The following is a 24,914-nucleotide window of genomic DNA, read 5'->3' as shown; positions in this document are numbered from 1 at the left end:
TGGCGTGAGCGGCGTGCGGGTCGTCGATGCGTCGGTCATGCCAACGATCACGTCCGGTAATACTAATTCGCCGACGCTGATGATCGCGGAGCGCGCTAGCGAGATGATTCGTGCAGATCGGAAGCGGGAAGGCAGGTCGGCGGAGACAATTCGTGGCGGAGTATTGTCGACATGAAGAATAGGCACTGACCGGGTGACTGGTCAATGGTTCACGTCTCGGACCAGGAAAGCTTCCGGCGCGACTGCGAAAAGGAGCGGTGCATGTTCCTTGGTCCGTCGCTCGACATACGCCCGTGTTCTCGGATCGCTACGCATGCGCACACGGCAATGGTCCACAAGGCATTGCCGGCGGATCGGTCGCCGCCTCGCTTTTCAGGCGCTCGGGGTTGTCGGCCCGATTTCGGCCAGTTGCCGCCGTATGATATCGCCGTGACACCGTCATTCCAGCGGCGGCTCCGCCCTGCGGATTCAACCCGTCGATTCAGTGAAATATCCGGAAACCGTTCGTCATAAGTCGAACCTGATCAAGTCCTTGAAGATCAGTTATCCAAAGTTATTTTCGAGCGCGTGCACAAGCGGTCCACCGTCCGAAAGCCCGCCAAGTTTGATTGGCGCGAAATCAAGTTTTTCGGCAAGCGCGCCAATTTCCGCTACGGCACCGTCAGTGTCCGGATTCATTAGACCACTGCATGTTGGGTCGGCTGGTCGTGTTACCTACAACGTGTTGGGGGGTAAGCAAGAAGTACCGCGACGAGACCAGTGTTTATTGCGGGCGGGACCGGATGTCGTGCACGGGCGATCACGTCGTCGCGCGTGAGTTCTGTTCGGGCACCGCGCGCGACAACCTTCTCTCTTCGCTGGTTATGGTGCGCGATACGCTGCGTCTGGACCTGGGCGCGGCTTGCCGTCCGGTATCGCTCGTGACCCGCGGTCTAGCGGCCGGCACACTCGTCAGTTGGGGCGACGTGCCGGGCTCCGATATCGCACTGTGGGCACTGTATCCGTCAAGGCGATTGTTGAACGTACGCGTTTCCGCATTTCTCGATCACCTGAAGGACGCGTTTCCGCGCGGAAAGCCGCAAGAATTGGCCGCCTATATCGAGCCGGAGCAGTGAAACGGCGCTGGCCGCGGCTGCGCACGCGCGTCACACCGATGATCGCCGCGATGCTGCGATGCCGTACGGGTCGACGGCGAACGCACTCGAAACTCGCCGTCGTATCTCACGGAAAACGCTGCGCTACTCCTGCGCCCTTGTCGTCAGGAAAATGACGCGACGCCGTCCGCGGCCCGCACGCCTCGACACACACGTGGTTCCGGCCTTCGCACTTGGCGCGGTAGCGCGCCGTGTCCGCCTGATGCGACAGCGCGTGCCCGATTCGCGACTCACCATCCGTTCGCACGCTTTCGAGCGACGCAAGGAACCATCTGGTTGCCATCCAACGGCGGATTGCGGGCGAGCATCGTGACGTCCCGACCCCGTGCGGCGCGACGCTCGGCGGAACAGGCGAGGGCGCGTCGATTGATAACCGTGTTGCATCAATTCTTCCAAAAATCGCACTTTTCGTTTGATCGATGCCGGGCGAACATTCGACAAAACGACAATCAACCAGCCCCTCCCGCGTATTTCAGGTTTTTCAGGAGACACCTCGATGCACCCCTCGTCCAGCCTTCCGGCCGAACGTTCGAAGGCCGCTGCGATCTTTCGCGTCACGGCCGGCAATTTCCTCGAGCAGTTCGACTTTTTCCTGTTCGGCTTCTACGCCACGCAGATCGCCAATGTCTTCTTCCCCGCGCAAAGCGAGTTCGCCTCGTTGATGATGACCTTCGCCGTGTTCGGCGCCGGCTTCCTGATGCGACCGCTGGGCGCAATCGTGCTGGGCGCGTACATCGACGAGGTAGGCCGCCGCAAGGGCCTGATCGTCACGCTGTCCATCATGGCGAGCGGCACCATCCTGATCGCGTTCGTGCCGGGCTATGCGACGATTGGCCTGCTGGCGCCCGTGCTCGTGCTGATCGGGCGTCTGCTGCAGGGTTTCTCCGCAGGTGCCGAGCTGGGCGGCGTATCGGTCTATCTCGCCGAGCTGGCGACGCCCGGCCGCAAGGGCTTCTTCACGAGCTGGCAGTCGGCGAGCCAGCAGGTGGCGATCGTCATCGCGGCCGGCCTGGGCTTCGTGCTCAACCAGTGGCTGAGCGCATTGCAGATCGCCACCTGGGGATGGCGCGTGCCGTTCTTCGTCGGCTGCATGATCGTCCCGTTCATCTTCATGCTGCGCCGCAACCTCGAGGAAACCCAGGAGTTCAAGGCCCGCAAGCATCGTCCGGGCATGAAGGAGGTGTTCGGTACGCTGGTTCAGAACTGGGGCGTCGTGATCGCCGGCATGATGCTGGTCGCGATGACCACTACGAGCTTCTATCTGATCACGGTTTACGCGCCGACCTTCGGCAAGACGGTACTGCATCTGAGCACCGCCGACAGCCTGCTCGTGACGCTTTGCGTCGGCGTGTCGAACTTCGTGTGGCTGCCGATCGGCGGTGCGCTGTCCGACCGGATCGGCCGTCGGCCGCTGCTGGTCGGCATGACAATGCTCACTGTCGTGACCGCCTATCCTGCGCTGTCGTTCCTCGCGCACGCGCCGTCGTTCGCCAACATGCTGCTCGTCCTGCTCTGGCTCTCGTTCATGTACGGCATCTACAACGGTGCGATGATCGTCGCGCTCACTGAAGTGATGCCGGTGCAGGTGCGTGTCGCGGGCTTTTCGCTCGCCTACAGCCTCGCGACGGCCGTGTTCGGTGGCTTCACGCCGGCCATCTCGACCGGGCTCATTCACATGACGGGCGACAAGGCCGCACCGGGCTACTGGATGAGCTTCGCTGCGGTGTGCGCGCTCCTGGCGACGTTCGCGCTCTACCGTCATCGTACCGCGACGCTGACGCCCGCGCATTGACGCCCGGCCCGGCTGGAGCGTTCGCGAATACATGCGAATCCGTACGACCACGAACACCACCACGACCATGAGAAATCTGTTCCTGAAAATTTGCGCGACCGCGCTTGTCGTCGCCACCGCGGTTGCGGCCAACGTACAGGCCGCCGAACTGCACGTGATGAGCTCGGGTGGCTTCACCGCCGCCTATAAAGTGCTCGGCCCCCGGTTCGCGTCCACGACCGGCAATACGCTCGACACCGCGCTCGGCCCGTCGATGGGCCAGTCGCCCGAAGCGATTCCGAACCGGCTCGCGCGCGGCGAGCCCGCCGACGCCGTCATCATGGTCGGCTACGCGCTGGACGAACTGATCAAGCAAGGCAAGGTCATCCCCGGGTCTCGCGTCGAGCTGGCCGACTCGCGCATCGGCATGGTCGTGCGCGACGGCGCTGCAAAGCCCGACATCAGCACCACCGAAGGTCTCAAGCAGGTGCTGCTGCACGCGAAGTCGATCGCCTACTCGGACAGCGCGAGCGGCGTGTATATCGAACGCGAGCTGTTCAAGAAGCTCGACATCGAGGAGCAGGTGAAGTCGAAGGCGAAGATGATCCCGCGGATTCCGGTGGCTTCGGTCGTCGCGAACGGCGACTACGAAATCGGCTTCCAGCAGGTCAGCGAGCTGCTGCCCGTCCACGGTGCGACCTTCGTCGGCAAGATTCCCGAATCGCTGCAGTCCGTCACGCGCTTCGCCGCCGGCATCCCCGTCGGCGCGCAGCATCCGAAGGAGGCGAAGGCGCTGCTCGATTATCTTGCGTCGCCCGACGTGCAGGCCGACGTGAAATCGACCGGGCTGGATTCCGCTTCCGCTCATTGAGCCCGATCGGCGGGAAGGCCTGCGTCAGACCGCCTTCCCGTCACCGCCGGCCGGCATCTGCCGTGACCGTGTTGTCATCGGCCCCGTTCGGGGATGCCGGGTCAGACATGGCGAGCCTCTGCGTAAGACGTGTACGATCGCATGCGCCTTCCCACGACGACACGAAGATCACCGCGCAGGCATTACTGATCACGCTGGTCAGCGCGCGCGCCTCGGACATGAAGCGATCGATGCCGACCAGCATCGCCACCCCGGCGACGGGCAGGTCGGGCATGACGGCGAGCGTGGCGACCAGCGCAACCAGCCCGCTACCGGAAACACCGGCCGCACCCTTTGATGTGAGCAGCATGATGGCGAGCATCACCGCGATCTGCGACGCGGAGAGAGGCACGTCGCACGCCTGCGCGATGAACAATGCCGCGAGCGTCAGATAGATCGCGGTACCGTCCAGATTGAAGGAATAGCCCGCCGGCAGCACGAGCCCCACGATGCCCTTGTCGCAGCCGAGTGCCTCGAGCTTGACGATCAGACGCGGCAGGACCGGCTCCGTGGACGATGTCGCGAGGACGATGAGCAACTCTTCGCGCATGTAGCGCAAGAGCCGCCACAGTGCGAAACCGTGCAGTCGCGCGAGCGGAGCGAGCACCAGCGCGACGAACAGCACGCAGGCCACGTAGAAGGACGCCATCAGCTTCGCAAGCGAGCCCACCGACCCGATGCCGAAACGGCCCACCGTGAACGCCATCGCGCCGAATGCGCCGAGCGGCGCGAGCCGCATGATCATCGCGAGCACGCGAAAGACGACCTGGGCGACACCGTCGATCAGCGCAAGCACGGGCCGGCCGGCCCGCGGGTGCGCATTCAGCGAGAAACCGAACAGCAGCGACAGCAGCAGCACCGGTAACACTTCGCCTTTGGCAAACGCGCCGAGCATCGTGTCCGGAATCACGCCGAGTCCGAACGCCACGAGGTCGCGCGGCTCCGCATGCTTCGCATACGGAGCGAGGATGCTCGCATCCAGGTGGTGGACATCGATGTGCATGCCGGCGCCTGGTTGCAGCACGTATGCGGTGACGAGCCCGAACGCGAGCGCAGCGGCGGTCAGCAGATAGAAGAGCGCCAGCGCCCGCACGATCGTGCGGCCGATGGCCTTCCCGTCCGCCAGCGACGTGATGCCCGAGACGATCGTGCAAAAGACGATCGGAGCGATAGTCATCTTCACCAGGCCGACGAACGCATCGCTGAGGGGCTTGAGCATCGCGCCCGCCGCCGGCCATACGTGACCGATGCCGATGCCGAGCATCATCGCGAGCAGAACCTGCACGTAAAGCGATCCAAGCAGTCTGGCCAACCTCACCATCCGTTCCTTCGTGTCTCTCTGTCGTCGTTACGCCGGTGCGCCACTGCCTGCGATACCGCCGCGCCTGGCCTCGATGACCATCTGGTGAAACGCCTCGGCGGCCGGTGTAAGCGGTCGTCCGCGCCGCTTGACGATGCCCACGCGTCGTTTGACGACCGGTTCGACGAGCGGCACGCTCGTGAGAATAGGGTGGTCATGCCCGGGCATCGCCATTGAGGGCACTGCGGCGACGCCGAGCCCTGCTTCGATCAATCCGAGCAGGGTCGTGACGTGGCGCGCCTCGCAGACGCTCGGCACACGCGGTGCCACGGCGGCAAGCGCCTGATCGAGCAGCAGGCGGTTACCGGAAGTCTTGTCCACCGACACGTAATCGTGCTCGTAAAGTTCGTTCCAGGTCACGCGCTTCTTGCGCGCGAGCGGGTGGTCGCGGCGACAGGCGGCAACGAACCGCTCCTGGAGCAGCACCTTGAACTCGATCTCGGCTTCCTGGCTGCCCATGAAGCTCACGCCGAAATCGGCCTCGCCGTTGATGACGGAGCCCAGCACTTCGTTCGCGCTCGCATCGAGCAGCTTGACCCGGATGCGCGGAAAGCGGTGATGATAGCGCGCGATGATCGTGGGCAGAAAGTAGTAGGCCACTGAGGGAACGCACGCGATGGTCACGTGGCCCAGGCGGCTCGATGACACGTCGCGAATGCCGAGCAGGGCGGCATCGAGATCGTCGAGCAGTTGTTCGGCACTCTGGGCGAATACGCGGCCGACAGTGGTGAGGGTGACGCTGCGCGTGGTGCGTTCGAACAGACGCACGCCGAGTGCTTCCTCGAGCTTGTCGATCCGGCGACTCAAGGCAGGCTGGGAAATGTTGACGACATCGGCCGCCTTTCGGAAGCTTCCCGTTTCCACTACGGCGCGAAATGCCTGCAAGTCGGTTAAATCGAAGTTGATCCCCACGGGCAAATCTCCGCCACTCAGATGCCAAGCATTTTGCATGATTCCGCTGGCGCCATGCGTGTTGTGTTGCCTGAAACCCTATGTCTTCGGGTTTGTCCGGCGTTATTGCCCGAACCGCGCACGATAGTGTCGCGGCGATGCGCCGACGTATTTTGCAAACGCACGCTGCAACGCGCCCATGCTTCCGAATCCCGATCGTTCGGCTATCTATGGGAAGATCAGCGCCGATGCCATGGCGTAGATGAAGAAATCGTGGTAATCGAGCACCGAGCCGATCCGGCCGCTGACGGCGGCTTTTCTCGATTGGTGGCTGCCCCGGGGCTCGTCTCGCAAGGTCGTGGTCATCGACGTCTCCTGATATTGATATGTGTGCCGGGCAATGCGGGTGATGCTGGAATCGCCTTATTCGTCGCCGAGCGCCGAAACCGCAGCCCTCAGCGCCAGTAGATAGCTTTGAACACCGAAGCCGCAAATCTGCCCGCGGACGATCTCGGCCAGCACGGAGTGATGCCGAAACGGCTCGCGCGCATGAATGTTGGACATGTGCAATTCGACGATCGGGCACGTGAGGATGGCAAGGGCATCGCGAATGCCGTAGCTGTAATGCGTCCATGCGCCCGCGTTGATCAGCACCGCATCCTGGCGTTCCTCGAAAGCGCGATGAATGCGCTCGCACATCGCGCCCTCGCTGTTCGTCTGAAACGATTCCACCTGTGCACCCAGTTCCGTCGCCAGCCCTTGCAGCCGCGCATCGATCTGCGCGAGCGTGATCGTCCCGTACTGCGCCGGATCGCGCTTGCCGAACATGTTGTGATTGATGCCGTGCAGCATCAGGATCTTCTTCATGCGAATCTCCGTTGCGTGTTCAATCAAAGGGTACGGCCAGACGATCGATCACCGCGCTGGTCTGGGGGCGTACGCCGCGCCACCACGCGAACGCTTCGGCCGCCTGCTCGACCAGCATGCCGACGCCATCCGCGATTCCGTGTACGCCTGCGTTTTTCGCGAGCCGGAGAAACGGCGTCAGACGCTTGCCGTATGCCAGTTCGTAGGCCGTGCCGGCCGGACTGAACACGCTCGGCGGGACCGGCGGCAAGTCGCCGGTCAGACTGGCCGACGTGGCATTGACGACCAGGTCGAAACGCCCCATGCGCGCGAGGTCCGCGTAACCGCTGGCAACGAGCGGGCCGCGCCCGGCCACCTGCGCGGCCAGTGCGCGCGCCTTGTCGACGTCGCGATTCGCGATGACGAGTTCCGCCGGCCCGGCCTCGAGGAACGGCAACAGCGCGCCGCGTGCCGCGCCGCCTGCACCAAGCACCAGGACGCGCTTGCCGGCCATCGGCAGATTGAGGTTCGTTTCGATATCGCGCACCAGCCCGATGCCGTCGAAGTTGTCCGCCAGGATGCGGCCGCCGTCGAACTTGAGCGCGTTGGCCGCGCCCGCGAGCTGTGCGCGCTCGCTGCGTTCGTCCGACATCGCGAACGCTTCGAGCTTGAACGGCGCGGTGACGTTGATGCCCTTGCCGCCGCCGTCGAAAAATGCGCGAACCGCGTCAGCGAAGGCGCCTGCCGGTTCGATCGGCCCCTCGATCGCCGTATAGCCGAGGTCCTGCCGCGTCTCCTGCGCGAAGAGGCTGTGAATCAACGGGGATCTCGTGTGTCCGATCGGATTGCCGATCACCGCGTATTGGTCGGTCATCATTGGCTCGCTTTTGAGTAGAGGACGCCGTCGGCCTGCATCGCGTCGATTTCGGCCGGGTCGAACCCGAGGGAGCGCGCGATCTCCGCGTTGTGCTGCCCGAGATCGGGCGCGACGTCGCGAATCGTCGTGTCGCAATCGGAAAACCGGAACGGCAGGTTGGGCAGGCGCAGGGTCCCGTAGCGCGGATGCTGTTGCTCGACGACCATGCCTCGTGCCTGGATCTGCGGATCGTTCAACACCTCGTCGATGCGCTGCACCTTCGCGCACGGAACGTCGATGCCGTCCAGCAGATCCAGCACCGACGCGACGGAACGCGCGGCCACCCACGGCTCGACCACCGACAGAATCTCCGCGCGGTGCGCATTGCGGCCGGTGCTGTCGTGAAACCGCGTGTCGGCGCCGAAGCCCGCCGGGCCGCCGTGCGTCGCGATCAGCTCGGCGAAGCGCTTCCACGCGTCGTCGACTTGCGCGGCGATCACGAGATCGCCGTCCGCGGCGCGGAACACACCGTAGAGCGTCGAGGTCGGCATGTCGTGCCCGGTCTGCTCGGGCAGCACGCCCTGCAGCGTGTAGCACTGCACCGCATATTCGTGCATCGATACCAGCGTGTCGTACAGCGCCATGTCGACGTGTTGCCCGCGGCCGCTCTTCACGCGCCCCAGCAGCGCGGCGTTGATGGCCGCGACCGCATGGATGCCGGTGTACATGTCGCCGAGCGAGATGCGCAGCAGCGGCGGCCGCTCGCCCGGCGTGCCGACCATCTGCATGATCCCGCTCTTGGCTTCCGCGATCAGCCCGAAGCCCGCGCGATGCGCGTCGGGGCCGGTATGCCCGTACGCCGAAATCGAGCAGTAGACGAGGCCCGGATTGCGCGCGGACAATTCGTCATAACCGAGCCCGAGCTTGTCCAGCGCGCCCGGCCGATAGTTCTCGATGAACACGTCGGCGGAGTCGCACAGCCGCTGCATGAACGCCTTGCCGCGCGCGTCCTTCATGTTGACGCTCACGCCGCGCTTGCCCATGTTGAGCTGCAGGAAGTAGCCGCTTTGCTGGTCGTCGAGCACGGTCGCGTGCTGCCGTCCGGCGTCACCCGACCCGGGCCGTTCGACCTTGATGACTTCGGCGCCGAGCGCCGCGAGACAGCGCCCGACATACGGCCCGGCAAGAAAGTGGCTGTAGTCGACGACGCGAATGCCTTCGAGTGGGCGAGCCTGCATTACAGGGCCTCCGGGCGCCGCGGCACCATCAGGCGATGCTCGCCGTGTTGAACGACCTGGCCGTCCTGATTGATCAGCTCCGACGGCAGCACGACGATGCCCCAACCCGGGCGGCTCTTGCTGGCCCGCATCGAGCCGACGCGGAACTTGACGTGAAGCACGTCGTCGACCTTGATCGGCAGTACGAAATCCCACGTCCAGCCGAGCGACATGCCGGGCAGGAAGCGGTAGTCGCTCTGCGTCTTCAGGCCGTCGGCGATAGACAGGCCGAACAGCCCGTGCGCGACGAGGCAGCCGAAGTGGCTGGCATTCGCGTATTCCTCGTCCACGTGGACGGGCGTATGGTCGCCGGTGAGGTCGGCGTACGCGAGAATGCGCGCCTTGGTCACGGTGTAGCTCGGGCTCGTGCACGTGTCACCCTCGCGGGCGTCGTCCCAGTATTTTTCGACGATCGTCATGGTCATGCCTCCGCGCGCGGGTTGATCGCCAGTGCCTGCGCGACGCAGGAAGCCGGCCTGGCCTGGATCAGTTCGACGGCAAGCCCGTCGGGCAGGCGAAGCCAGTTGCGCCCCTGTGGCATTTCCGTCACGCCGAATCGTTGTGCCGCGGCGAGCGCGGCCTCCAGGTCTTCGCACATCACGCCGAGATGGGCGAGCCGGCCTTCCGGGCCATCGTGTTCCGGCGCGTGGATGAACTGCAGGCCGCCGAGCGTCCAGTACTGCCGCGGCGCGTCGAGCGTGCCGTCCACTTCGCGCAGGGTCATGCCAAGCACGTCCTCGAAGAAGCGGATGTGCCAGCGGATGTCCTTGACCCAGATCGCAACGTGTTCGAGATAGGCTTTCGTGGCATTCATGCGGCGGCCTCCTGCCGTTGGCGGTCGGCCATCGCGCGTTCCAGCCCCTTGATGCAGGCGACGAGCGTGGCATTGACCGGGGTCGGCACGCCGTAGCGCTGCCCCCAGCGCAAGACCGAACCGTTGATGAAGTCGATCTCGGTGATCGAGCCCTTCTCCAGGCTTTGCAGCATCGACGTCTTGAAGGACGCGGGCAGCCCCTCGGCGGCGAGCGTCCAGGCCTGCTCGGGATCGGTCATCGACAGCTTGACGCCGGCTGCCTGGGCCGCCGCGATCGCCTCGGCCACGGCCGCGAGCGACGTCGCCTTCACCAGCGGCTCGTCGTAAAGCTGCCCGTAGGTGAGGCCGGTCAGGCCGGTCAGCGCGCCCGTCGCGACATTCACCAGCAGCTTGTCCCACATCGTGCCGACGATGTTGTCGCTGATCGTCGTGGCGAGGCCGGCGGCATTGAACGCGGCGGCGATCGCCTCGACACGCGGCGTGATGTGGCCGTCGAGTTCGCCGATGTAGGTGTATTTGCCGATCACGCCGGATTCGATATGACCCGCGCCGCGCAGCACGCCACCGACGTAGGTCTTGCCCGCGAGGACGCGCTCGCGGCCGACGACGTCGATCAGGATGTCCTCGTGTCCGAGGCCGTTCTGCAGCGACAGCACGGTGGTGTCGGGCCCCACCAGCGATTGGGCGCCGCGGATGGCCGCATCGGTCTGGAACGACTTGACCAGCACCACCACCAGGTCGGCCACGCCGACATCGGCAACCCGAGTCGTCGCGTGAACGCGGACGTGCCGGGTGCCGCCGGCGTCGTCGACGCGCAGGCCGTCACGGCGCATCGCATCGACGTGTGCCGGCGAGCGGTCGATCAGCCAGGTCTCGTGGCCGGCTTGGGTAAGGGTGGCGCCGATCGCGCAGCCCAGTGCGCCGGCGCCCAGAATTGCTATTTTCAATGCTGTCTCCTTGACGTATGGCATCACGATAGGCGTCGCCGCTCATGCCGCCAATGCAATGGATACAATGATGTCATTGCCATGGACAATAACGTCACGATGCCCGCCGACCTGCCCGACCTGAAGCTGCTTCAGCTTTTCGATCTCCTGTACGACGTGCGCAGCGTCACGCGCGTCGCCGAGCAACTGGGCCAGAGCCAGCCGACGGTCAGCATCTGGCTCGGGCACTTGCGGGAACACCTTCACGATCCGCTTTTCATCCGGACGCCCGGCGGCATGGCGCCGACACCGCAAGCCGACGCGCTGATCGGGCCATGCCGGGAAATTCTCGAATCCCTGCGGCGCTTCACCGCGTGGGAGATCGCGTTCGATCCGGCGACGGCCCAGCGACGGTTTCGCATCTGCATGACCGACGCGAGCCACATCACGCTGCTCCCGCGGCTACTGGCCCATGTCCGCGCGCAGGCGCCGGGCGTCCGGCTGGAGGCTGCACGGATCGACGGCAATACGGAGCGCGCGCTCGAATCCGGCGAAGCCGATCTCGCGATCGGCTATGTACCGTGGCTAGGCGGCGGCATTTATCAGCAGAAGCTGTACGACCAGGACTGGGTATGCCTCGCCAACCGGCATCACCCGAGGATTTGCGGTCGCCTCGGGGCGAAGCAGTATCGTTCCGAAGGACATGTCGCCATTACCGCGGGAACCGGGGCGCAACTCCTCGAACAGGCGCTGCGGCAGGCGCGCATCGAGCGAGACGTGGTGCTGGAGTTGCCGGGTTTTCTGGGGTTGGGTGCGATCGTCCAGACGACCGACCTGATCACGACGCTACCCCGTCATATTGGCCAGACACTGGCTCAGGCGAGCGATCTGGCGGTTCATGCGTGCCCGATCCCGGTCGAAGGCTTCGCGGTACGGCAGCATTGGCATGCGCGCTATCACCATGAGGCCGGCAATCGATGGCTGCGTGGTGTCGTGATTCGTCTGTTCGGTGCATCGGATTGACCTGCGGGTTTGGCGTTCGCGATGGATGCCAGACTGGCCGGCGTCTAGTTGGATGCGAAACGTCCAGAAAGCCGTGTTTTTCGACGTTTTGCGTCGATGTTCGATTCGGTTGAGATTTTTTCAGTCGCATCGAGGCGATATTATTTCTTCAACCGCCAAGATCGTCGGTCGATCCATGAAGCGCGCCAGCATCGCTGCGACGCGGCCCCGCAAGCACGAGAGAGTTGTATGTCGGACACGCCAATCGCCATCGTTGAACACGCCCGCAGGCGAACCGCTCAAGTCCGGGCCGGCGACGCCCCTGTCGCCTTGCAGGATGGTCCCAAGTGGGTGTGCAGGATCGTCCCGGATCACGCGCAGCGGTCCCGCGACGGGCACCGGTCCGCTGGAATACTCTGCCGACTGAAGCCTGCGAACGTCCTGTTGACGGACCCAGTCCCGAGCGCCGGCGGCTGGCTGGCGCGTTCTTCGTCCGACGGGGGCGGCCGGTGTCGTGCCTATGCACATCTCGGCGCGGACTGGATCCTCGAGATGGTCGGCATGCCGGGCGTCGGCCCGTGGCTCGACGAGCACGACACCTGGTGGCCCGGCGCGTACGAGTTGCCGCTGCTCGAACAGTTGTCCGCGAACGAGTCGCCTCTACGCGACCTGCTGGGTGCAACTGCACCCGCCCATCTGTTGATGAGCCTGACCGAAGTCGACGGCACCGCACTCGTGACCGAATCGGACGATGGCATCGAGCGCCCGTTCCGTATTCCTGCCGGTGTGGACACGATCCATTTGGAACCCGTATGCATCCGCGGGCCGGTCGCGCAGTGGCGCGAAACGCTCGTCACCGCGTTCGACCGTGTCCGGCATCTGGTCGGGCTCAGATCGGCCCGCCCTTTCTATCTTTGACGCAAGCACCCGTTCTTCGGCAGGCCACGCAATGTCCGACGCACTCGACTCCTTCGACCGCAAGATCCTGAATATCGTCCAGCGCGACTGCACCGCGACTGCGGATGCCATCGCCGAACGGATCGGTCTGTCCACTTCGGCCGTGCAAAAGCGGCTGAAGCGCATGCGCACCGAAAAGATCATTTCGGCGGAAATCGCGGTGGTCGATCGCGCGGCGGTCGGCAGGCCGATGACGTTCATCGCGGCAATCGAGATCGAACGCGAAAACTACGAGACGGTCGCCAGGTTCCGCGAGTGGTCGAAGGCGCATGACGAAATCCAGCAGATCTACTACGTGACCGGCTCCGTCGACCTGATCGCGATCGTCACCGCACGCGACGTCGAGGCGTACGACCGGCTGTCCGCGCGGATCATGCAGAGCAACCCGATGATCCGCCGGATCAACACGAATGTCGTGCTGAGCGCGGTCAAGGTCGGGCTGTTCGTGCCGGTCGACAAGGACGGCGACGACGAACCGCCGGCCACCTGACGTGCTTGCTTCGCGCGGGAACGGGCGATCCGCCCGTTCCGCATGACAAACCGCAACGGATGACTACCAGAATCGGGCGAAACGCCTAATTTGAAAATCGATTCGCATAACTAACCTGTGTCGTGTATTCAATGAACAGGAGATGATCGAGATGGAACTCAAACTGGCACTGGTCGGTTTCGGCGGAGTCAATCAGGGACTGGTCGAACTGCTCAAAAAGAAGCGTGCGATGCTGGGTGCGGCGGGCCTCGATGTATCGGTGACGATGGTCGCCGACCTGCGGCTCGGGATTGCGACGAATCCTCGCGGTATCGCGCTGGATGTCCTCGACGAAACCGCGCGGCGGGGCGTCGATGCCGAAGCGCTGCGTCGCGATCCCGGCACGCTGGTGTCGCCGGACGTCGGCCTCGGTGCGGTGCTGAAGGCCATCGCGTCGGACCACGTGGATGTCGTCATCGAGGCGACCTTCACCGATCCGAACACCGGTGAGCCGGCGCTGTCGCATTGCCGTACCGCGCTCGAATGCGGCAAGCACGTGATCACGACCAACAAGGGGCCGATCGCGCTCGCACAGCCGGCACTGGCGCGGATTGCCGCGCAATCGGGTGCTTGTGTGATGTACGAGGGCACGGTGATGAGCGGCACGCCGGTGCTGCGGCAGCTCGCGACCTCGCTGCGCGGCTGCGACATCAACGGCTTCGCCGGCATCCTGAACGGCACGTCGAATTACGTGCTCGGTGAGGTCGAGGCCGGCGCGAGCTTCGATGCGGCGATCCTGGATGCGCAGCAGCGCGGCTATGCGGAGGCGAACCCGGCGGCCGACGTCAACGGTTCGGACGTACAGCTGAAGGTCGTCATTCTGGCGAACGCGCTGTGGAATGCCGGCCTCAAGCGTGGCGACGTGACGTGCCGCGGCATCGTGGAATTGACCGAGTACGACGTGCGCGCGGCGGCGGCGGAGCGCATGTCCTGGCGGTTGATCGGCTCTGCCGTCCGCCATCCGGACGGCACCGTCACCGCGAGCGTCGAACCGCGCAAGCTGCCGGCCGGCCATCCGCTGCTGGCCGCGAGCGGCGTGACAAACGCGATCACGTTCGACACCGACGTGCTCGGCGGGGTGACGATCAGCGGGCCCGGCGCGGGGCGCGAGGAAACGGCGTTTGCGATCCTCTCCGATCTGATCGAGCTGGCGGACAGGATTGGCGCAGCCTCGCACGAGGTGGCCGCATGAGTGCGCGCGATGCGGTGATGAGCGACTGCACGGGCGCCGGCGTAGCCGATGTCCGGTCGCCGTATGACGGCTCAACCGTCGGTCAGGTTCGTCTGTCGCGTGTCGACGCGGCGCCGGTCCTCGTCGAGCGCGCGCTCGACGGCGCGCGCGCGGCCGCCACCATGCCGCGCAGCCAGCGGGCCGACATCCTGTTTCGCGCAGCCGCGAGCGTGGAGGCACAGGCGGAGACATTTGCACGCACGATCGCGCTCGAAGCGGGCAAGCCGCTGCGGCAGGCCCGCAAGGAAGTCGCGCGCTGCGTGAACACGCTGCGCCTGTCGGGGGAGGAAGCGAAGCGGCTCAACGGCGAGACGATCCCGTTCGACGGGTATCCCGGCTCCGAGGATCGCAGCGGCTACTACACACTGGAACCGCTGGGCGTGATTCTCGCGATCACGCCCTTCAACGACCCGCTGAATCTCGTTGCACACAAGCTCGGACCGGCGATCGCGACCGGCAATTCGGTCATCCTGAAGCCGTCGTTGCTCGCGCCGCTGTCCGCACAGGCGCTCGTCGATGTCCTGTGGGAAGCCGGTGCGCCGCGCGACGCGCTGCAGATCGTGCATGGCGGCGCGGACATCGCGTCCGCTCTGGTGCGCGACCGGCGAATCCGGATGGTGACCTTTACCGGCGGCCCGCAGACCGGCGAAGCCATTACGCGCGATGCGGGACTCAAGAAGGTCGCGATGGACCTGGGTGGAAATGCGCCGGTGATCGTCATGGCCGACTGCGACCTGAAGGATGCCGCCGAATCCTGCGTGTCGGGCGCGTTCTGGGCGGCGGGACAGAACTGCATCGGCACGCAGCGGATCTTCGTCGCCGAGGCCGCGTACGAGCCGTTCATGCGGTATTTCGTCGAACTGACCGGCAGGATGGTCGTTGGCGATCCACTGGACGATGCGACCGACATGGGGCCGATGATCGGCGAGGAACAGGCAATCCGCATCGAACGCTGGGTCGACGAAGCAGTCTCGGGCGGTGCGACAGTGCTGACCGGCCATCGGCGGCGCGGGGCGCTGTATGAACCGACGGTGCTCGCGGATGTGCCGCACGACGCGCGTGTATGGACCGACGAGGTATTCGCGCCGGTCGTGACGATCGAAAAATTCACCGACCTGCAGCAGGCGCTCGACGCGGCCAACGCGTCGGAGAGCTGCCTGCATGCAGGCGTGTTCACCAACCGGCTGGAAGTGGCGCTCGGCGCGGCCGAGCGCCTGCAGGCGGGCGGCGTGATGATCAACGATTCGTCCGATTACCGTTTCGACGGCATGCCGTTCGGCGGATTCAAGCATGGGTCGCTGGGCCGCGAAGGCGTTCGGTTCGCGATGACGGAAATGACGCAGCCGAAGGTGGTCTGCTTCAGGCGGAACCGGCGGCTGTCGAGCTGATGCGCAAGCGCAGGCCCCTCGCGGGCCGGCGCGGCGCGAACCGGAGCGGTGTGAGCAACGTATCGAAGAAGGAGTCGAGGATGCCAGCAGCAATTCCTGCATGCAAACCGGCGGCGGACGCGCTGGTGGTCGAGGATATTCACAAGTCGTTCGGTGGTGTCGAGGTGCTGAAGGGCATCTCGCTGACCGCGAAGAATCACGAGGTCGTGTCGATCCTCGGCAGCAGCGGGTCGGGAAAAAGTACGTTCCTCAGGTGCATCAACTTGCTGGAAATGCCCGACCGTGGCCGGATCTGCGTGAATGGCGAAACGCTCGTGCTGAAACAGGCAGGCCGCGACGGCGCGCTCGTCGCGGCCGACGCGCGGCAGGTGATGCGCGTGCGCCGCAAGCTCGCGATGGTGTTCCAGCAGTTCAATCTCTGGGCGCACATGACCGTGCTGCAGAACGTGATGTTCGTACCGGTGCGTGTGCTCGGCGTGCCGAAGCACGACGCCCGCGACAAGGCGATCGCGATGCTCGAACGGGTCGGGCTCGCCGGCAAGTGCGACTACTATCCGAACCAGCTGTCGGGCGGCCAGCAGCAGCGCGTTGCGATTGCACGTGCGCTTGCGACCGACCCCGACGTGATGCTGTTCGACGAGCCGACGTCGGCGCTCGATCCGGAACTCGTCGGAGAAGTATTGAAAGTGATGCGCTCGCTGGCCGACGAGGGGCGCACGATGCTCGTCGTCACGCATGAGATGGGGTTCGCACGCGAAGTCGCGAACCGCGTCGTGTTCGTCCACCAGGGACGAATCGAGGAAGACGGCAGTCCAGACGAGGTGTTCGCGAGCCAGAAATCGCCGCGTTTCCAGAAGTTTCTGTCCAGCATCATTTGATGCGGATTCAATGTCAACCGGAGGGGAAACCATGAAGAAGCTGATTCAGTCGCTGTGCGTGGGAGCAGCATTGCTCGGATCGGTCGCGCATGCCGAGCAGGTCGTGCGGGTCGGCACGCTCGCCGATTACGCGCCGTTCGAATACAAGGACGCATCCGGCACGCTGCAGGGCATGGAGATCGACATCGGCAAGAAGATGTGCGACACGATGAAGGTCAAGTGCCAGTGGGTGACGATGGATTTCGACGCGCTGATTCCGGCACTCAAGGCAAAGCAGATCGATGCGGTGCTCGCACAAATGTCGAAGACGCCGGAGCGTGAGCAGTCGGTGGACTTCACGCGCATTTTCACGACGGCACCCGTGCAGCTCGTCGCGAAGCAGGGCTCGGGCATCACGGACAACGCCGCCACGCTGCGTGGCAAGACGATCGGCGTTCAGACGGCATCGACGCACGAATCCTATCTGCGCCGCCGCCTGCCGGCGAGCAAGTCGGGGATCAACGTGAAGGTCTATCAGACGCTCGACGAGGCCTGGCTCGATCTCGAGGCCGGGCGCGTCGATGCGGTGTTCGCCGACAACACGGTCGCGTACGACTGGCTGACGAAGGCCGGCAGGAAGGAAGGCTTCGACTTCGTCGGCAAGCCGATCGCCGATGCGGAAATCTTCGGCGACGGTACGGCGATCGCGGTACGCAAGGGTGACGCGCCGTTGAAGGCGCTGTTCGACAAGGGCATCGCGCAGGTGCAGGCGGATGGCACGTTCGCCGCAGCCAACAAGCGCTATTTCCCGTTCAGCATCGCGCCGCAATAACCGCGCATCGGTACCGCGCGGGCGCCGGACGGCGGCCTGCGCGATCCGGGTCTTACACGGAGCGATATTACGATGGATATCCTGGTGAACTACGGCGCGCAGATCGCGGCTGGCGCGCTCGTCACGCTGGAGCTTGCAGTCGCCGCGCTGTGCGTCGGCATGCTGCTCGGCATCGCCGGTGCGTCGGCAAAACTGTCGAGCCTGGGGTGGCTCAGACATGCGACCTATGCGCTGACCAATTTCCTGCGCGGCATTCCCGAGTTCCTGATTCTGCTGATCTGCTACTTCGGGCTGTCGCATCTGCTCAACGCGCAATTCGATGGCGCGCTTGTTATCAGCCCGTTCTCCGCCGGCGTGATCGCGCTCGCCGTGGTGTTCGGCGCCTACTCGTCGGAGATGTTCCGCGGCGCGTTCATCGCGGTGCCGGCCGGACAGATCGAGGCCGCGCGCGCGTACGGGATGACACGCCTGCAGACACTGTGGTACGTGCGCCTGCCGCAGGCGTGGCGCATCTGCCTGCCGAGCCTGAACAACATGTGGCAGAACTTGCTGAAGGACACGTCGCTGGTATCGATCGTCGGGCTCGAGGACATGTTGCGCAAGGCCAACATCGCCGCGCAGTTCACCAAGCAGCCATTCGTCTTCTACGTGACGGTCGGAATCGTCTATTTCGGCTTTCTCGCCGTATCAAACCCGGTGTTCGCGTGGCTCGAGCGCATCGCGGGCCGCGGTTACGCAAAACGCACCTGAGGAGGGCCATGTGATGAACGACTTTCTTTCCCTCATCGTGCAGTCCGGCCTGGACGTCGCGCGCGGCATAGGGACCACGCTCGAGCTGCTGGTGCTGTCATGCACCCTTGCGTTCGCACTCGCGGTGCCGCTGGCTGTCGCGCGCACGTCGGCGTGCCGGTGGCTGTCGACACCGAGCCGCCTGTTCATGTCGGTGTTTCGCGGCACGCCGCTGCTGGTGCAGATTTTCGTGCTGTATTACGGGCTCGCGCAGTTCTCGATCGTGCGTGCGTCGCCGCTGTGGCTGCTGGTCGGCGGATCGTTCTCGTGCGCGCTGTGCGCGCTGACGCTCAATCTCGCGGCCTACATGGCGGAAGACATCCGGGGCGGGATCGCAGGCGTTCCGGCCGGCGAGAAGGAAGCCGCGCTCGCGTTCGGGATGAGCCGCTTCATGCTCACCTGGTTCGTGATCGTACCGCGCGCGGTCGGCATCGTTGCGCCGACGCTCGGCAACGAGATCGTGCTGCAACTGAAGTCGACCGCGCTGGCCAGCACGATCACCGTGCTCGACCTCACCGGCGTCGCGCGCCGCATCTCCATCGAAACCTATACGACCGACGCGCTGATGCTGGCCGGCATCGTGTACGTCGGCATCACGGCTGTGCTTTCGACCGTGCTCAAACGCATCGAAGGCCTGCTGAATCGCCATCTGGGCAGCGTGCGTGCTTGACGGGCGCCGCATGAACGCGACACAACGAACGATCCGAGGACGACATGGGATACAAGCTTGAAACGCTGGCGCTCGCTGCGGACCGCGACGTGACCGACGAGAAGTCGGTCGCGCCGGCGATCCACTATTCGGCGGTGTTCAAAGCGGCCGGCAGCGAGGAATTCGCGGAGATGTCGAGCGTGCCGCAGCATCCGCGCAACTACACCCGCTACGGCAATCCGGTTCACGAGCGCGTGAAGGCGATCATGGCGGAGCTCGAGGGCACCGAGACCGCGCTCGTCACGGCGTCCGGAATGGGCGCGATCGCGACCGCGATCCTCAGTGTCGTGAAGGCCGGCGATCACGTCGTCGGCCAGACGCGTCATTACATGAGCACCACGAAAATGCTCGACGACATGCTGCGCCGGTTCGGCGTCGAGGTGACGTTCGTCGATCAGACCGACGTGGGCGCGTTCGATCGTGCGATCCGGCCGAACACGCGGCTGATCGTGCTCGAGTCGCCGGTCAATCCGCTGCTGCTCGTGACCGACATCGCCGCGGTGACTGAAATCGCAAGGGCGCGCGGCATCCTGACGCTCGCGGACAACACGTTCGCGTCGCCGGTCAATCAGCAGCCGCACCGGCTCGGTGTCGACATCGTCGTGCACAGCGCGACCAAGTATCTGGGCGGTCATCACGACCTGACCGGCGGCGTGATCTGTACGAGCCGCGTGCTCGCAGAGCAGATCTGGCATACGCACATCACGCTCGGCTCGGTGCTGTCCCCGATGGACGCGTGGCTGCTGCTGCGCGGGCTGCGCACGCTGCCGATGCGCGTCGAGCGGATCAACGCGAACGCTCAGGCGCTCGCCGAATTCCTCGAAGCGCACGCGAAGATCGAACGCGTGTTTTATCCGGGCCTGCGCAGCCATCCGCAGCACGGACTCGCATGCCGGCAGATGCGCGGCTTCGGCGGTGTGGTGGCGTTCGGCGTGCGGGGAGGCTACGGCGAAGCGCAGCGCTTTGTCGAGGCGCTGCGCTTGCCGCTGAATGCAGGCAATCTCGGCGGCGTCGATTCGCTCGCGATCCATACGGCATCCATGTGGGCGGGCACGATGTCGGCGGAGCAAATGCGCGCTGCCGACATTCCGCTCAATTTCATCCGCTATTCGGTCGGCATCGAGCACATCGACGACCTGAAAAGCGATATCGCGCAAGCATTGGAGCAGATCTGACACGGACCGGTGCGCACGCTCGATCGACGTCTCGTGTGCGTCGCGCCGACCTTTGAATCGATTCGGGCACGAGATGCGCGGATTGCAACGACGGAGCACGGACTATGCATGACATCACAGTACTCGACGGCGGCATGGGGCGCGAACTGGCGCGGATGGGGGCGCCGTTCAGGCAGCCGGAGTGGTCGGCACTCGCGCTGATGGAAGCGCCGCATTACGTCGGCCTTGCGCACGACGCATTCGTCGCGGCGGGTGCCGACGTGATCACCGCGAACAGCTATGCGGTCGTGCCGTTCCATATCGGCGAGGAGCGGTTCCGTCGCGACGGAGTCGCGCTCGCGGCCCTTGCCGGGCAACTCGCGCGGCAAGCGGCGGACCGCGCAGGGCGGCCCGTGCGCGTCGCAGGATCGCTTCCGCCGACTGGCGGTTCCTACCGCCCCGACCTGTTCGACGCGGCGCGCGCCGATGCCATCTTGGCGACGCTCGTCGATGGGCTCGATCCATACGTCGACCTGTGGCTGGCCGAGACGCAGAGCTTGACCGACGAGATCAGCGCGGTCCGGCGTGCGCTCGGTGAGAATCCGAAGCCGCTCTGGGTCTCGTTCACGCTGCGTGACGACGTTGACGTTGACGTTGACGTTGACGTTGACGTTGACGTTGACGTCGACGTGGGCGCCACGCCGGTACTGCGATCGGGACAGACACTCGAGGAAGCGATCGACGCCGCCGTGTCCGCGCGCGCGACCGCGCTGCTGTTCAACTGCAGCCAGCCGGAGGCGATGGGGGCGGCGATCGAGACGGTGCGGCGCACGCTCGCGCGAACGGGAACGTCGCTCGTGATCGGCGCCTATGCGAACGCGTTTCCGCCTCAGCGCGCCGATGCGCGCGCGAACGAGGAACTCCATGGTTTGCGCGGCGACATCGATCCGCCCGGCTATGCAAGATGGGCAGAGCAGTGGCTTGCGCTGGGCGCGCAGATCGTCGGCGGGTGTTGCGGAATCGGTCCCGGCCACATCGCGGCATTGCGCGACGCGGTCGATGCACGCGGCGCCGGGCACACCGGGTTCGGCGAATGAAGATCGACGGCCTGGACCAGAAGATAATCGACGCGTTGTGTGCCGATGCGCGGATTCCGCTCGCGGTGCTGGCCGACAGGATCGGTCTGTCCAGGCAGGCGGTCCGGAACCGGATCGACCGGCTCGAAGCGCTGAACATCATTGCAGGGTATACGGTGCGGCTCGCATTGCCCGACGATGTCGTGCCGGTGCGCGCCGTGATGCTCGTTTACCGCAAGGACCGGATGCGCGGCGCGGACGTGCTTGCCGCACTCGAGCGGATTGCCGAGGTGCGCGATTGCGCGGTGCTCAGCGGCGAGGTCGATTTGCTGGTGCAGATCGAGGCTGCGACGCACGAGCGCGTCAGCGAAATCTGGGCAATGATCAGCGCGATGGACGGCGTACAGAACATCACGACCAGCTTCGTGCTTGACTCGGTGGTCCATAAGCGGTGAGCAATCCGGTCGCGTGGGTGAAGGAAGGCGGGATTCGGCGGGACCGTCGGCGTTGATGGCGACCTGCCGGGCAATTGACGGCGGGTTGTCGGGGGCGGGAAATATGACGACGGTCACTTGCGGCGACATGGTGATCAGATATTTCAGCGCGCATCTCTTGGTGATTCGGTCTTGTGGTCACGCTTGCCACCGCCCCATGTCGCTTCCAGCATGCGCGGACATCATCGGAACAGTGCCTTGGCGTGAGTGGCGCGCTCGTTGCCGCCTTAAATTTTACATAATTGGCACTCTCGTCGGACCGCCTGTCTCCGCTAAGTTCACTTGTCGGGCGCGACATCTGAACTTGGGACCTACACCGCATGCCAGCATCGTGGCGGTTTGTCGCGAGCGTTCCGAACGTAACCGAGCCCGTGAGGGCAACTTTTTGGGCATTCTGGCGGGAAATTGCTCGGCGTCCCTTTGCCATCAGGGCATTGCGGTCGATATTGGATTGCCGCTGAGCCGAGTGTGGGTAGGCTTGTGGGTAGGACGCTATCTTCAACTGCGGGAGTCTTACCTGGCGGGTCTACGCGAGCGATGGTTGCAGTTGGCTGCCTTCCGCCAGTCAAGGTTTTCCAGCTATGAGCTTGCCCCCCGAAAAACGAATCCCTTGCTGAGCGTTTAAGCTCAAGCAAGGCGAGTCAAGAAGATGAACAAAACGAAGCGGGCACGCTACACGCTTGAATTCAAGCTGGAAGCCGTTCGGCTGGTCAAGGCAGGCCAGAGCGTTACGGCGGTGGCCGCGACGCTGGACGTGCCGGCGCAATCGATTTCCAACTGGGTCAAAGCTGCACGGGAAGGCAAGCTCGGCGGAGCTGACACGAAGCCGGTAAGTCCGGAGCAGATGGCGTTGTCGAGACTTCGTGCCGAAGTGGCGCGGCTGAAGATGGAGCGCGACATCCCAAAAAAAGGCCGGTGCGCATTTCGCGAAGGACTCGACGTGAAGTACGCCTTCATCGAACGCAATCGCCGTCACTGGCCGATTTCGGTGTTATGCGAGGTGCTGGGAGTCAGCCCAAGCGGTTTTCACCAGCGACGGCAACGCGCCGCTCAGGGCAAGCCGCAGCGCAGTCGCTTGGGCGACGATGCGCCCGTCATTATCGGCCTGTTTAGCCGGCAAGTGGTGGGTTGGTCAATGCAGCCGCATAGGAAAGCCGAACTGGTCACGGATGCGCTGCGCATGGCATGGTTCCGACGCCGGCGTGATTGGGAAAGCGACCGTGGCAGCCAGTATTGCATCCGTCTGACGGCAGCGAACCTGACTGAACTCGCGTGACCGCGGCGCGGGGCGCGATGCGGCGGTGCGTGCCGCAGTCGCGCACCTGGATGCAACGGGCGTGAGGATGACGGCCGCGTGCGGCCGGCGAAGTCGGAACGGGGAGCACCATCTTGCGCCGGCTCAAAGCCGACAGGGCTCGGGTCAACCCGAATTGCGGCCGGACAACGATGCGCCTATCTTTCTACATCATACGTATGACCTAGAGAGAAATCATGGTGACCCTCCACCGGCAGGTCCTGAATCAGATGGGCGAGCAGATTTGCTCGGGCGTACTGGCGCCCGGCGACATCCTGCCGTCCGAGGATGAACTCGCCGAACAGCTGCAGGTCAGCCGCATCACGATCCGCGAGACGGTCAAATCGCTGTCCGCCAAGGGCATGCTGCAAGTGCGGCGCCGCTACGGCACGATCGTGCTGCCGCGTGCGAAATGGCAGCTGTTCGATCCCGACGTCATTACCTGGCGTGCGCGCGCCGGCACCGTCGACGAAGGGCTGATTCAGGACTTGATGGAACTGCGCCTGATCATCGAGCCCAACGCGGCCAGACTCGCCGCGAAGCGCGCAACCGATGAAGATCGCATCGCGATCCGGCGCGCCTACCGGGCGATGGAGCGCGCGGTGGCCGGTGATGGCGAATACGTGCCTGCCGATCTCGCGTTTCATGGCGCGATTCTCACTGCCTGTCACAACCAGTTCGTCCAGCAGATGCAGAACGCGCTGTCGTCCATCCTGCAAACGAGTTTCGAGCTCAGTTCCGAGATCGCCGGCGGTCCGGCACGGTCGCTGCCGATGCACGAAACGCTTTGCGTCGCAATCGAAAAGGGCGACGAGGCTGCTGCGGAACAAGCGGTGCTCACGCTCATCAGGCGCGCCGAACAGGACTTCGAGGATCGCGCCGCACTTGACCGGGCCTCTGCCGACCAGCGCGCCTGACACCCTGACACGAAATCGGCATTGACATCATCGCGGCCGGCTACGGTCGCGACGGATACACTCGCGTGCGATTTCCCATCATAGAGAGGAATGCGAACAAATGACGTCACTATTCAACCTGAGTGGCCGCACGGCGCTCGTCACCGGCTCGGCACGCGGTATCGGCTTCGCGCTGGCGGAAGGGCTCGCGACGGCAGGCGCGCGCATCGTTCTGAACGGAACGCAGCCCGACACGGTTGCCGCCGCGGTCAGCCAGCTTGCCGGCAAAGGGTTTGACGTGCTGGGTCGAGCGTTCGACGTGACGGACGAGCAGGCCGTTGCCGACGCGTTCTCGCAATGGGATCAGGACGGTGTGCAGATCGACATCGTCATCAACAATGCCGGTATCCAGTTTCGCAAGCCGCTCGTCGAGCTCGAACTGGGCGACTGGCAACGGGTGATCGACACCAATCTGACGAGTGCGTTCATTGTCGCGAAGCAAGCGGCGAGACGCATGATCGCGCGCGGCACCGGCGGCAAGATTATCAATATCGGCTCGCTCACGAGCGAAGCCGCGCGCGCGACGGTCGGCGCGTATACAGCCGCCAAGGGCGGGATCAAGATGCTGACCCGTGCGATGAGCGCCGAATGGGCAGTGTCGAACATTCAGGCGAACGCGATCGGTCCCGGCTACATCCTGACCGACATGAACAAACCGCTCGTCGAAAACGCGGCGTTCGATGCGTGGGTGAAAAGCAGCAATCCGACGCAGCGCTGGGGCAAGCCGGAAGAACTCGTCGGCACGGCGGTGTACCTGTCATCTGCCGCGTCGAGCTATGTGAACGGTCAGATCATTTATGTCGATGGCGGTTGGCTGGCCGTCCTTTGAAATCAGATTCGC

26 protein-coding genes and 4 pseudogenes are annotated in these 24,914 nt (G+C 64.6%); 19 read left to right on the top strand and 11 right to left on the bottom strand.

The window, feature by feature from the left end; genetic code table 11:
• The coding region (locus tag U5771_RS22200) for a GMC oxidoreductase (RefSeq protein WP_322025957.1) at positions 1-175 on the top strand (175 nt) is incomplete at its 5' end.
• Between the two features lie 368 nt (positions 176-543).
• On the opposite strand, the pseudogene U5771_RS22195 reads toward U5771_RS22200, so the two are convergent.
• Positions 544-669: pseudogene (locus tag U5771_RS22195) on the bottom strand (NADP oxidoreductase coenzyme); the annotation flags it as partial.
• Positions 670-848: 179 nt separating this feature from the next.
• Between U5771_RS22195 and U5771_RS22190 the strand changes: the two are divergent.
• The 3 genes and pseudogenes from U5771_RS22190 to U5771_RS22180 form a co-directional block, all read left to right on the top strand.
• Positions 849-1,115: pseudogene (locus U5771_RS22190) on the top strand (LysR substrate-binding domain-containing protein); the annotation flags it as partial.
• 535 nt (positions 1,116-1,650) lie between these two features.
• Positions 1,651-2,946 (top strand): MFS transporter, encoded by a 1,296-nt coding sequence (locus U5771_RS22185; protein WP_321783070.1) that lies wholly within the window; start codon positions 1,651-1,653, stop codon positions 2,944-2,946.
• A gap of 67 nt (positions 2,947-3,013) precedes the next feature.
• Positions 3,014-3,796: a substrate-binding domain-containing protein gene (locus U5771_RS22180; RefSeq protein ID WP_321783068.1), complete on the top strand. Its 783-nt coding sequence runs from the start codon at positions 3,014-3,016 to the stop codon at positions 3,794-3,796.
• Between the two features lie 40 nt (positions 3,797-3,836).
• Here the strand turns inward: U5771_RS22180 and dctA are convergent, their stop codons facing one another.
• The 10 genes and pseudogenes from dctA to U5771_RS22130 form a co-directional block, all read right to left on the bottom strand.
• On the bottom strand, positions 3,837-5,153 hold the full coding sequence (dctA, locus tag U5771_RS22175; RefSeq protein WP_321783066.1) for a C4-dicarboxylate transporter DctA: 1,317 nt from the start codon (positions 5,151-5,153) through the stop codon (positions 3,837-3,839).
• Positions 5,154-5,183: 30 nt separating this feature from the next.
• On the bottom strand, positions 5,184-6,107 hold the full coding sequence (locus tag U5771_RS22170; protein ID WP_321783063.1) for a LysR family transcriptional regulator: 924 nt from the start codon (positions 6,105-6,107) through the stop codon (positions 5,184-5,186).
• A gap of 102 nt (positions 6,108-6,209) precedes the next feature.
• Positions 6,210-6,314 (bottom strand): annotated as a pseudogene (locus U5771_RS22165) (AraC family transcriptional regulator); the annotation flags it as partial.
• Positions 6,315-6,452 carry a hypothetical protein gene (locus tag U5771_RS22160; RefSeq protein ID WP_321783199.1) on the bottom strand — a complete coding sequence of 46 codons (138 nt, stop codon included), beginning with the start codon at positions 6,450-6,452 and terminating at the stop codon, positions 6,315-6,317.
• Between the two features lie 57 nt (positions 6,453-6,509).
• Positions 6,510-6,953, bottom strand: a complete 444-nt coding sequence (gene aroQ / locus U5771_RS22155) for a type II 3-dehydroquinate dehydratase (protein WP_322025954.1) — start codon at positions 6,951-6,953, stop codon at positions 6,510-6,512.
• Positions 6,954-6,972: 19 nt separating this feature from the next.
• On the bottom strand, positions 6,973-7,806 hold the full coding sequence (gene aroE, locus U5771_RS22150) for a shikimate dehydrogenase (RefSeq protein ID WP_321783059.1): 834 nt from the start codon (positions 7,804-7,806) through the stop codon (positions 6,973-6,975).
• The gene (locus U5771_RS22145; RefSeq protein WP_321783056.1) at positions 7,806-9,026 is read right to left on the bottom strand and encodes a CoA transferase; all 1,221 of its coding nucleotides are present in this window, start codon (positions 9,024-9,026) and stop codon (positions 7,806-7,808) included. The genes aroE and U5771_RS22145 overlap by 1 nt, the downstream gene beginning before the upstream one ends.
• Complete coding sequence (locus U5771_RS22140) at positions 9,026-9,484, bottom strand: MaoC family dehydratase (RefSeq protein WP_321783054.1); 459 nt, start codon at positions 9,482-9,484, stop codon at positions 9,026-9,028. The genes U5771_RS22145 and U5771_RS22140 overlap by 1 nt, the downstream gene beginning before the upstream one ends.
• Positions 9,485-9,486: 2 nt before the next feature.
• Positions 9,487-9,879 carry a VOC family protein gene (locus tag U5771_RS22135; protein ID WP_044848449.1) on the bottom strand — a complete coding sequence of 131 codons (393 nt, stop codon included), beginning with the start codon at positions 9,877-9,879 and terminating at the stop codon, positions 9,487-9,489.
• Positions 9,876-10,826, bottom strand: coding sequence for a 2-dehydropantoate 2-reductase (locus U5771_RS22130; protein ID WP_321783052.1), 951 nt, complete (start codon positions 10,824-10,826; stop codon positions 9,876-9,878). The genes U5771_RS22135 and U5771_RS22130 overlap by 4 nt, the downstream gene beginning before the upstream one ends.
• An 81-nt stretch (positions 10,827-10,907) precedes the next feature.
• Between U5771_RS22130 and U5771_RS22125 the strand changes: the two genes are divergently transcribed.
• From U5771_RS22125 to U5771_RS22055, 15 genes and pseudogenes are all read left to right on the top strand, one after another.
• Positions 10,908-11,828: a LysR family transcriptional regulator gene (locus U5771_RS22125; protein ID WP_321783050.1), complete on the top strand. Its 921-nt coding sequence runs from the start codon at positions 10,908-10,910 to the stop codon at positions 11,826-11,828.
• A gap of 48 nt (positions 11,829-11,876) precedes the next feature.
• Entirely contained in the window at positions 11,877-12,725 is an 849-nt protein-coding gene (locus U5771_RS22120) for a hypothetical protein (protein ID WP_322025953.1), read from the top strand.
• A 31-nt stretch (positions 12,726-12,756) separates the two neighbouring features.
• A complete protein-coding gene (locus U5771_RS22115; protein WP_322025952.1) occupies positions 12,757-13,254 on the top strand; it encodes an Lrp/AsnC family transcriptional regulator in 498 nt (165 codons plus the stop codon).
• 151 nt (positions 13,255-13,405) lie between these two features.
• The gene (locus tag U5771_RS22110) at positions 13,406-14,485 is read left to right on the top strand and encodes a homoserine dehydrogenase (protein WP_322025951.1); all 1,080 of its coding nucleotides are present in this window, start codon (positions 13,406-13,408) and stop codon (positions 14,483-14,485) included.
• Complete coding sequence (locus tag U5771_RS22105) at positions 14,482-15,912, top strand: aldehyde dehydrogenase family protein (RefSeq protein WP_321783044.1); 1,431 nt, start codon at positions 14,482-14,484, stop codon at positions 15,910-15,912. Before U5771_RS22110 ends, U5771_RS22105 begins: the two co-directional genes overlap by 4 nt.
• 80 nt (positions 15,913-15,992) lie before the next feature.
• Positions 15,993-16,790, top strand: coding sequence for an ABC transporter ATP-binding protein (locus U5771_RS22100; protein WP_321783042.1), 798 nt, complete (start codon positions 15,993-15,995; stop codon positions 16,788-16,790).
• 31 nt (positions 16,791-16,821) lie between these two features.
• Positions 16,822-17,601, top strand: coding sequence for a transporter substrate-binding domain-containing protein (locus tag U5771_RS22095; protein ID WP_321783040.1), 780 nt, complete (start codon positions 16,822-16,824; stop codon positions 17,599-17,601).
• A gap of 72 nt (positions 17,602-17,673) precedes the next feature.
• Positions 17,674-18,351 (top strand): ABC transporter permease subunit, encoded by a 678-nt coding sequence (locus tag U5771_RS22090; protein ID WP_321783038.1) that lies wholly within the window; start codon positions 17,674-17,676, stop codon positions 18,349-18,351.
• A 13-nt stretch (positions 18,352-18,364) separates the two neighbouring features.
• Positions 18,365-19,060 carry an ABC transporter permease subunit gene (locus U5771_RS22085; protein WP_321783036.1) on the top strand — a complete coding sequence of 232 codons (696 nt, stop codon included), beginning with the start codon at positions 18,365-18,367 and terminating at the stop codon, positions 19,058-19,060.
• A gap of 44 nt (positions 19,061-19,104) precedes the next feature.
• On the top strand, positions 19,105-20,274 hold the full coding sequence (locus tag U5771_RS22080; protein ID WP_322025950.1) for an aminotransferase class I/II-fold pyridoxal phosphate-dependent enzyme: 1,170 nt from the start codon (positions 19,105-19,107) through the stop codon (positions 20,272-20,274).
• A 104-nt stretch (positions 20,275-20,378) separates the two neighbouring features.
• Entirely contained in the window at positions 20,379-21,350 is a 972-nt protein-coding gene (locus tag U5771_RS22075; protein WP_322025949.1) for a homocysteine S-methyltransferase family protein, read from the top strand.
• Positions 21,347-21,784: an Lrp/AsnC family transcriptional regulator gene (locus U5771_RS22070; RefSeq protein ID WP_321783030.1), complete on the top strand. Its 438-nt coding sequence runs from the start codon at positions 21,347-21,349 to the stop codon at positions 21,782-21,784. Before U5771_RS22075 ends, U5771_RS22070 begins: the two co-directional genes overlap by 4 nt.
• Positions 21,785-22,472: 688 nt before the next feature.
• A pseudogene (locus U5771_RS22065) lies at positions 22,473-23,060 on the top strand (transposase); the annotation flags it as partial.
• A gap of 254 nt (positions 23,061-23,314) precedes the next feature.
• Positions 23,315-24,034 carry a FadR/GntR family transcriptional regulator gene (locus U5771_RS22060; RefSeq protein WP_322025948.1) on the top strand — a complete coding sequence of 240 codons (720 nt, stop codon included), beginning with the start codon at positions 23,315-23,317 and terminating at the stop codon, positions 24,032-24,034.
• Between the two features lie 100 nt (positions 24,035-24,134).
• The gene (locus tag U5771_RS22055) at positions 24,135-24,902 is read left to right on the top strand and encodes an SDR family oxidoreductase (RefSeq protein ID WP_322025947.1); all 768 of its coding nucleotides are present in this window, start codon (positions 24,135-24,137) and stop codon (positions 24,900-24,902) included.
• The last annotated feature ends 12 nt before the right edge of the window (positions 24,903-24,914 follow it).

The organism is Burkholderia sp. BCC1977 (genome assembly GCF_905339595.1).
In the GTDB taxonomy this organism is placed as follows: Bacteria; Pseudomonadota; Gammaproteobacteria; order Burkholderiales; family Burkholderiaceae; genus Burkholderia.
This window is presented reverse-complemented; position numbering and strand designations above follow the sequence as displayed.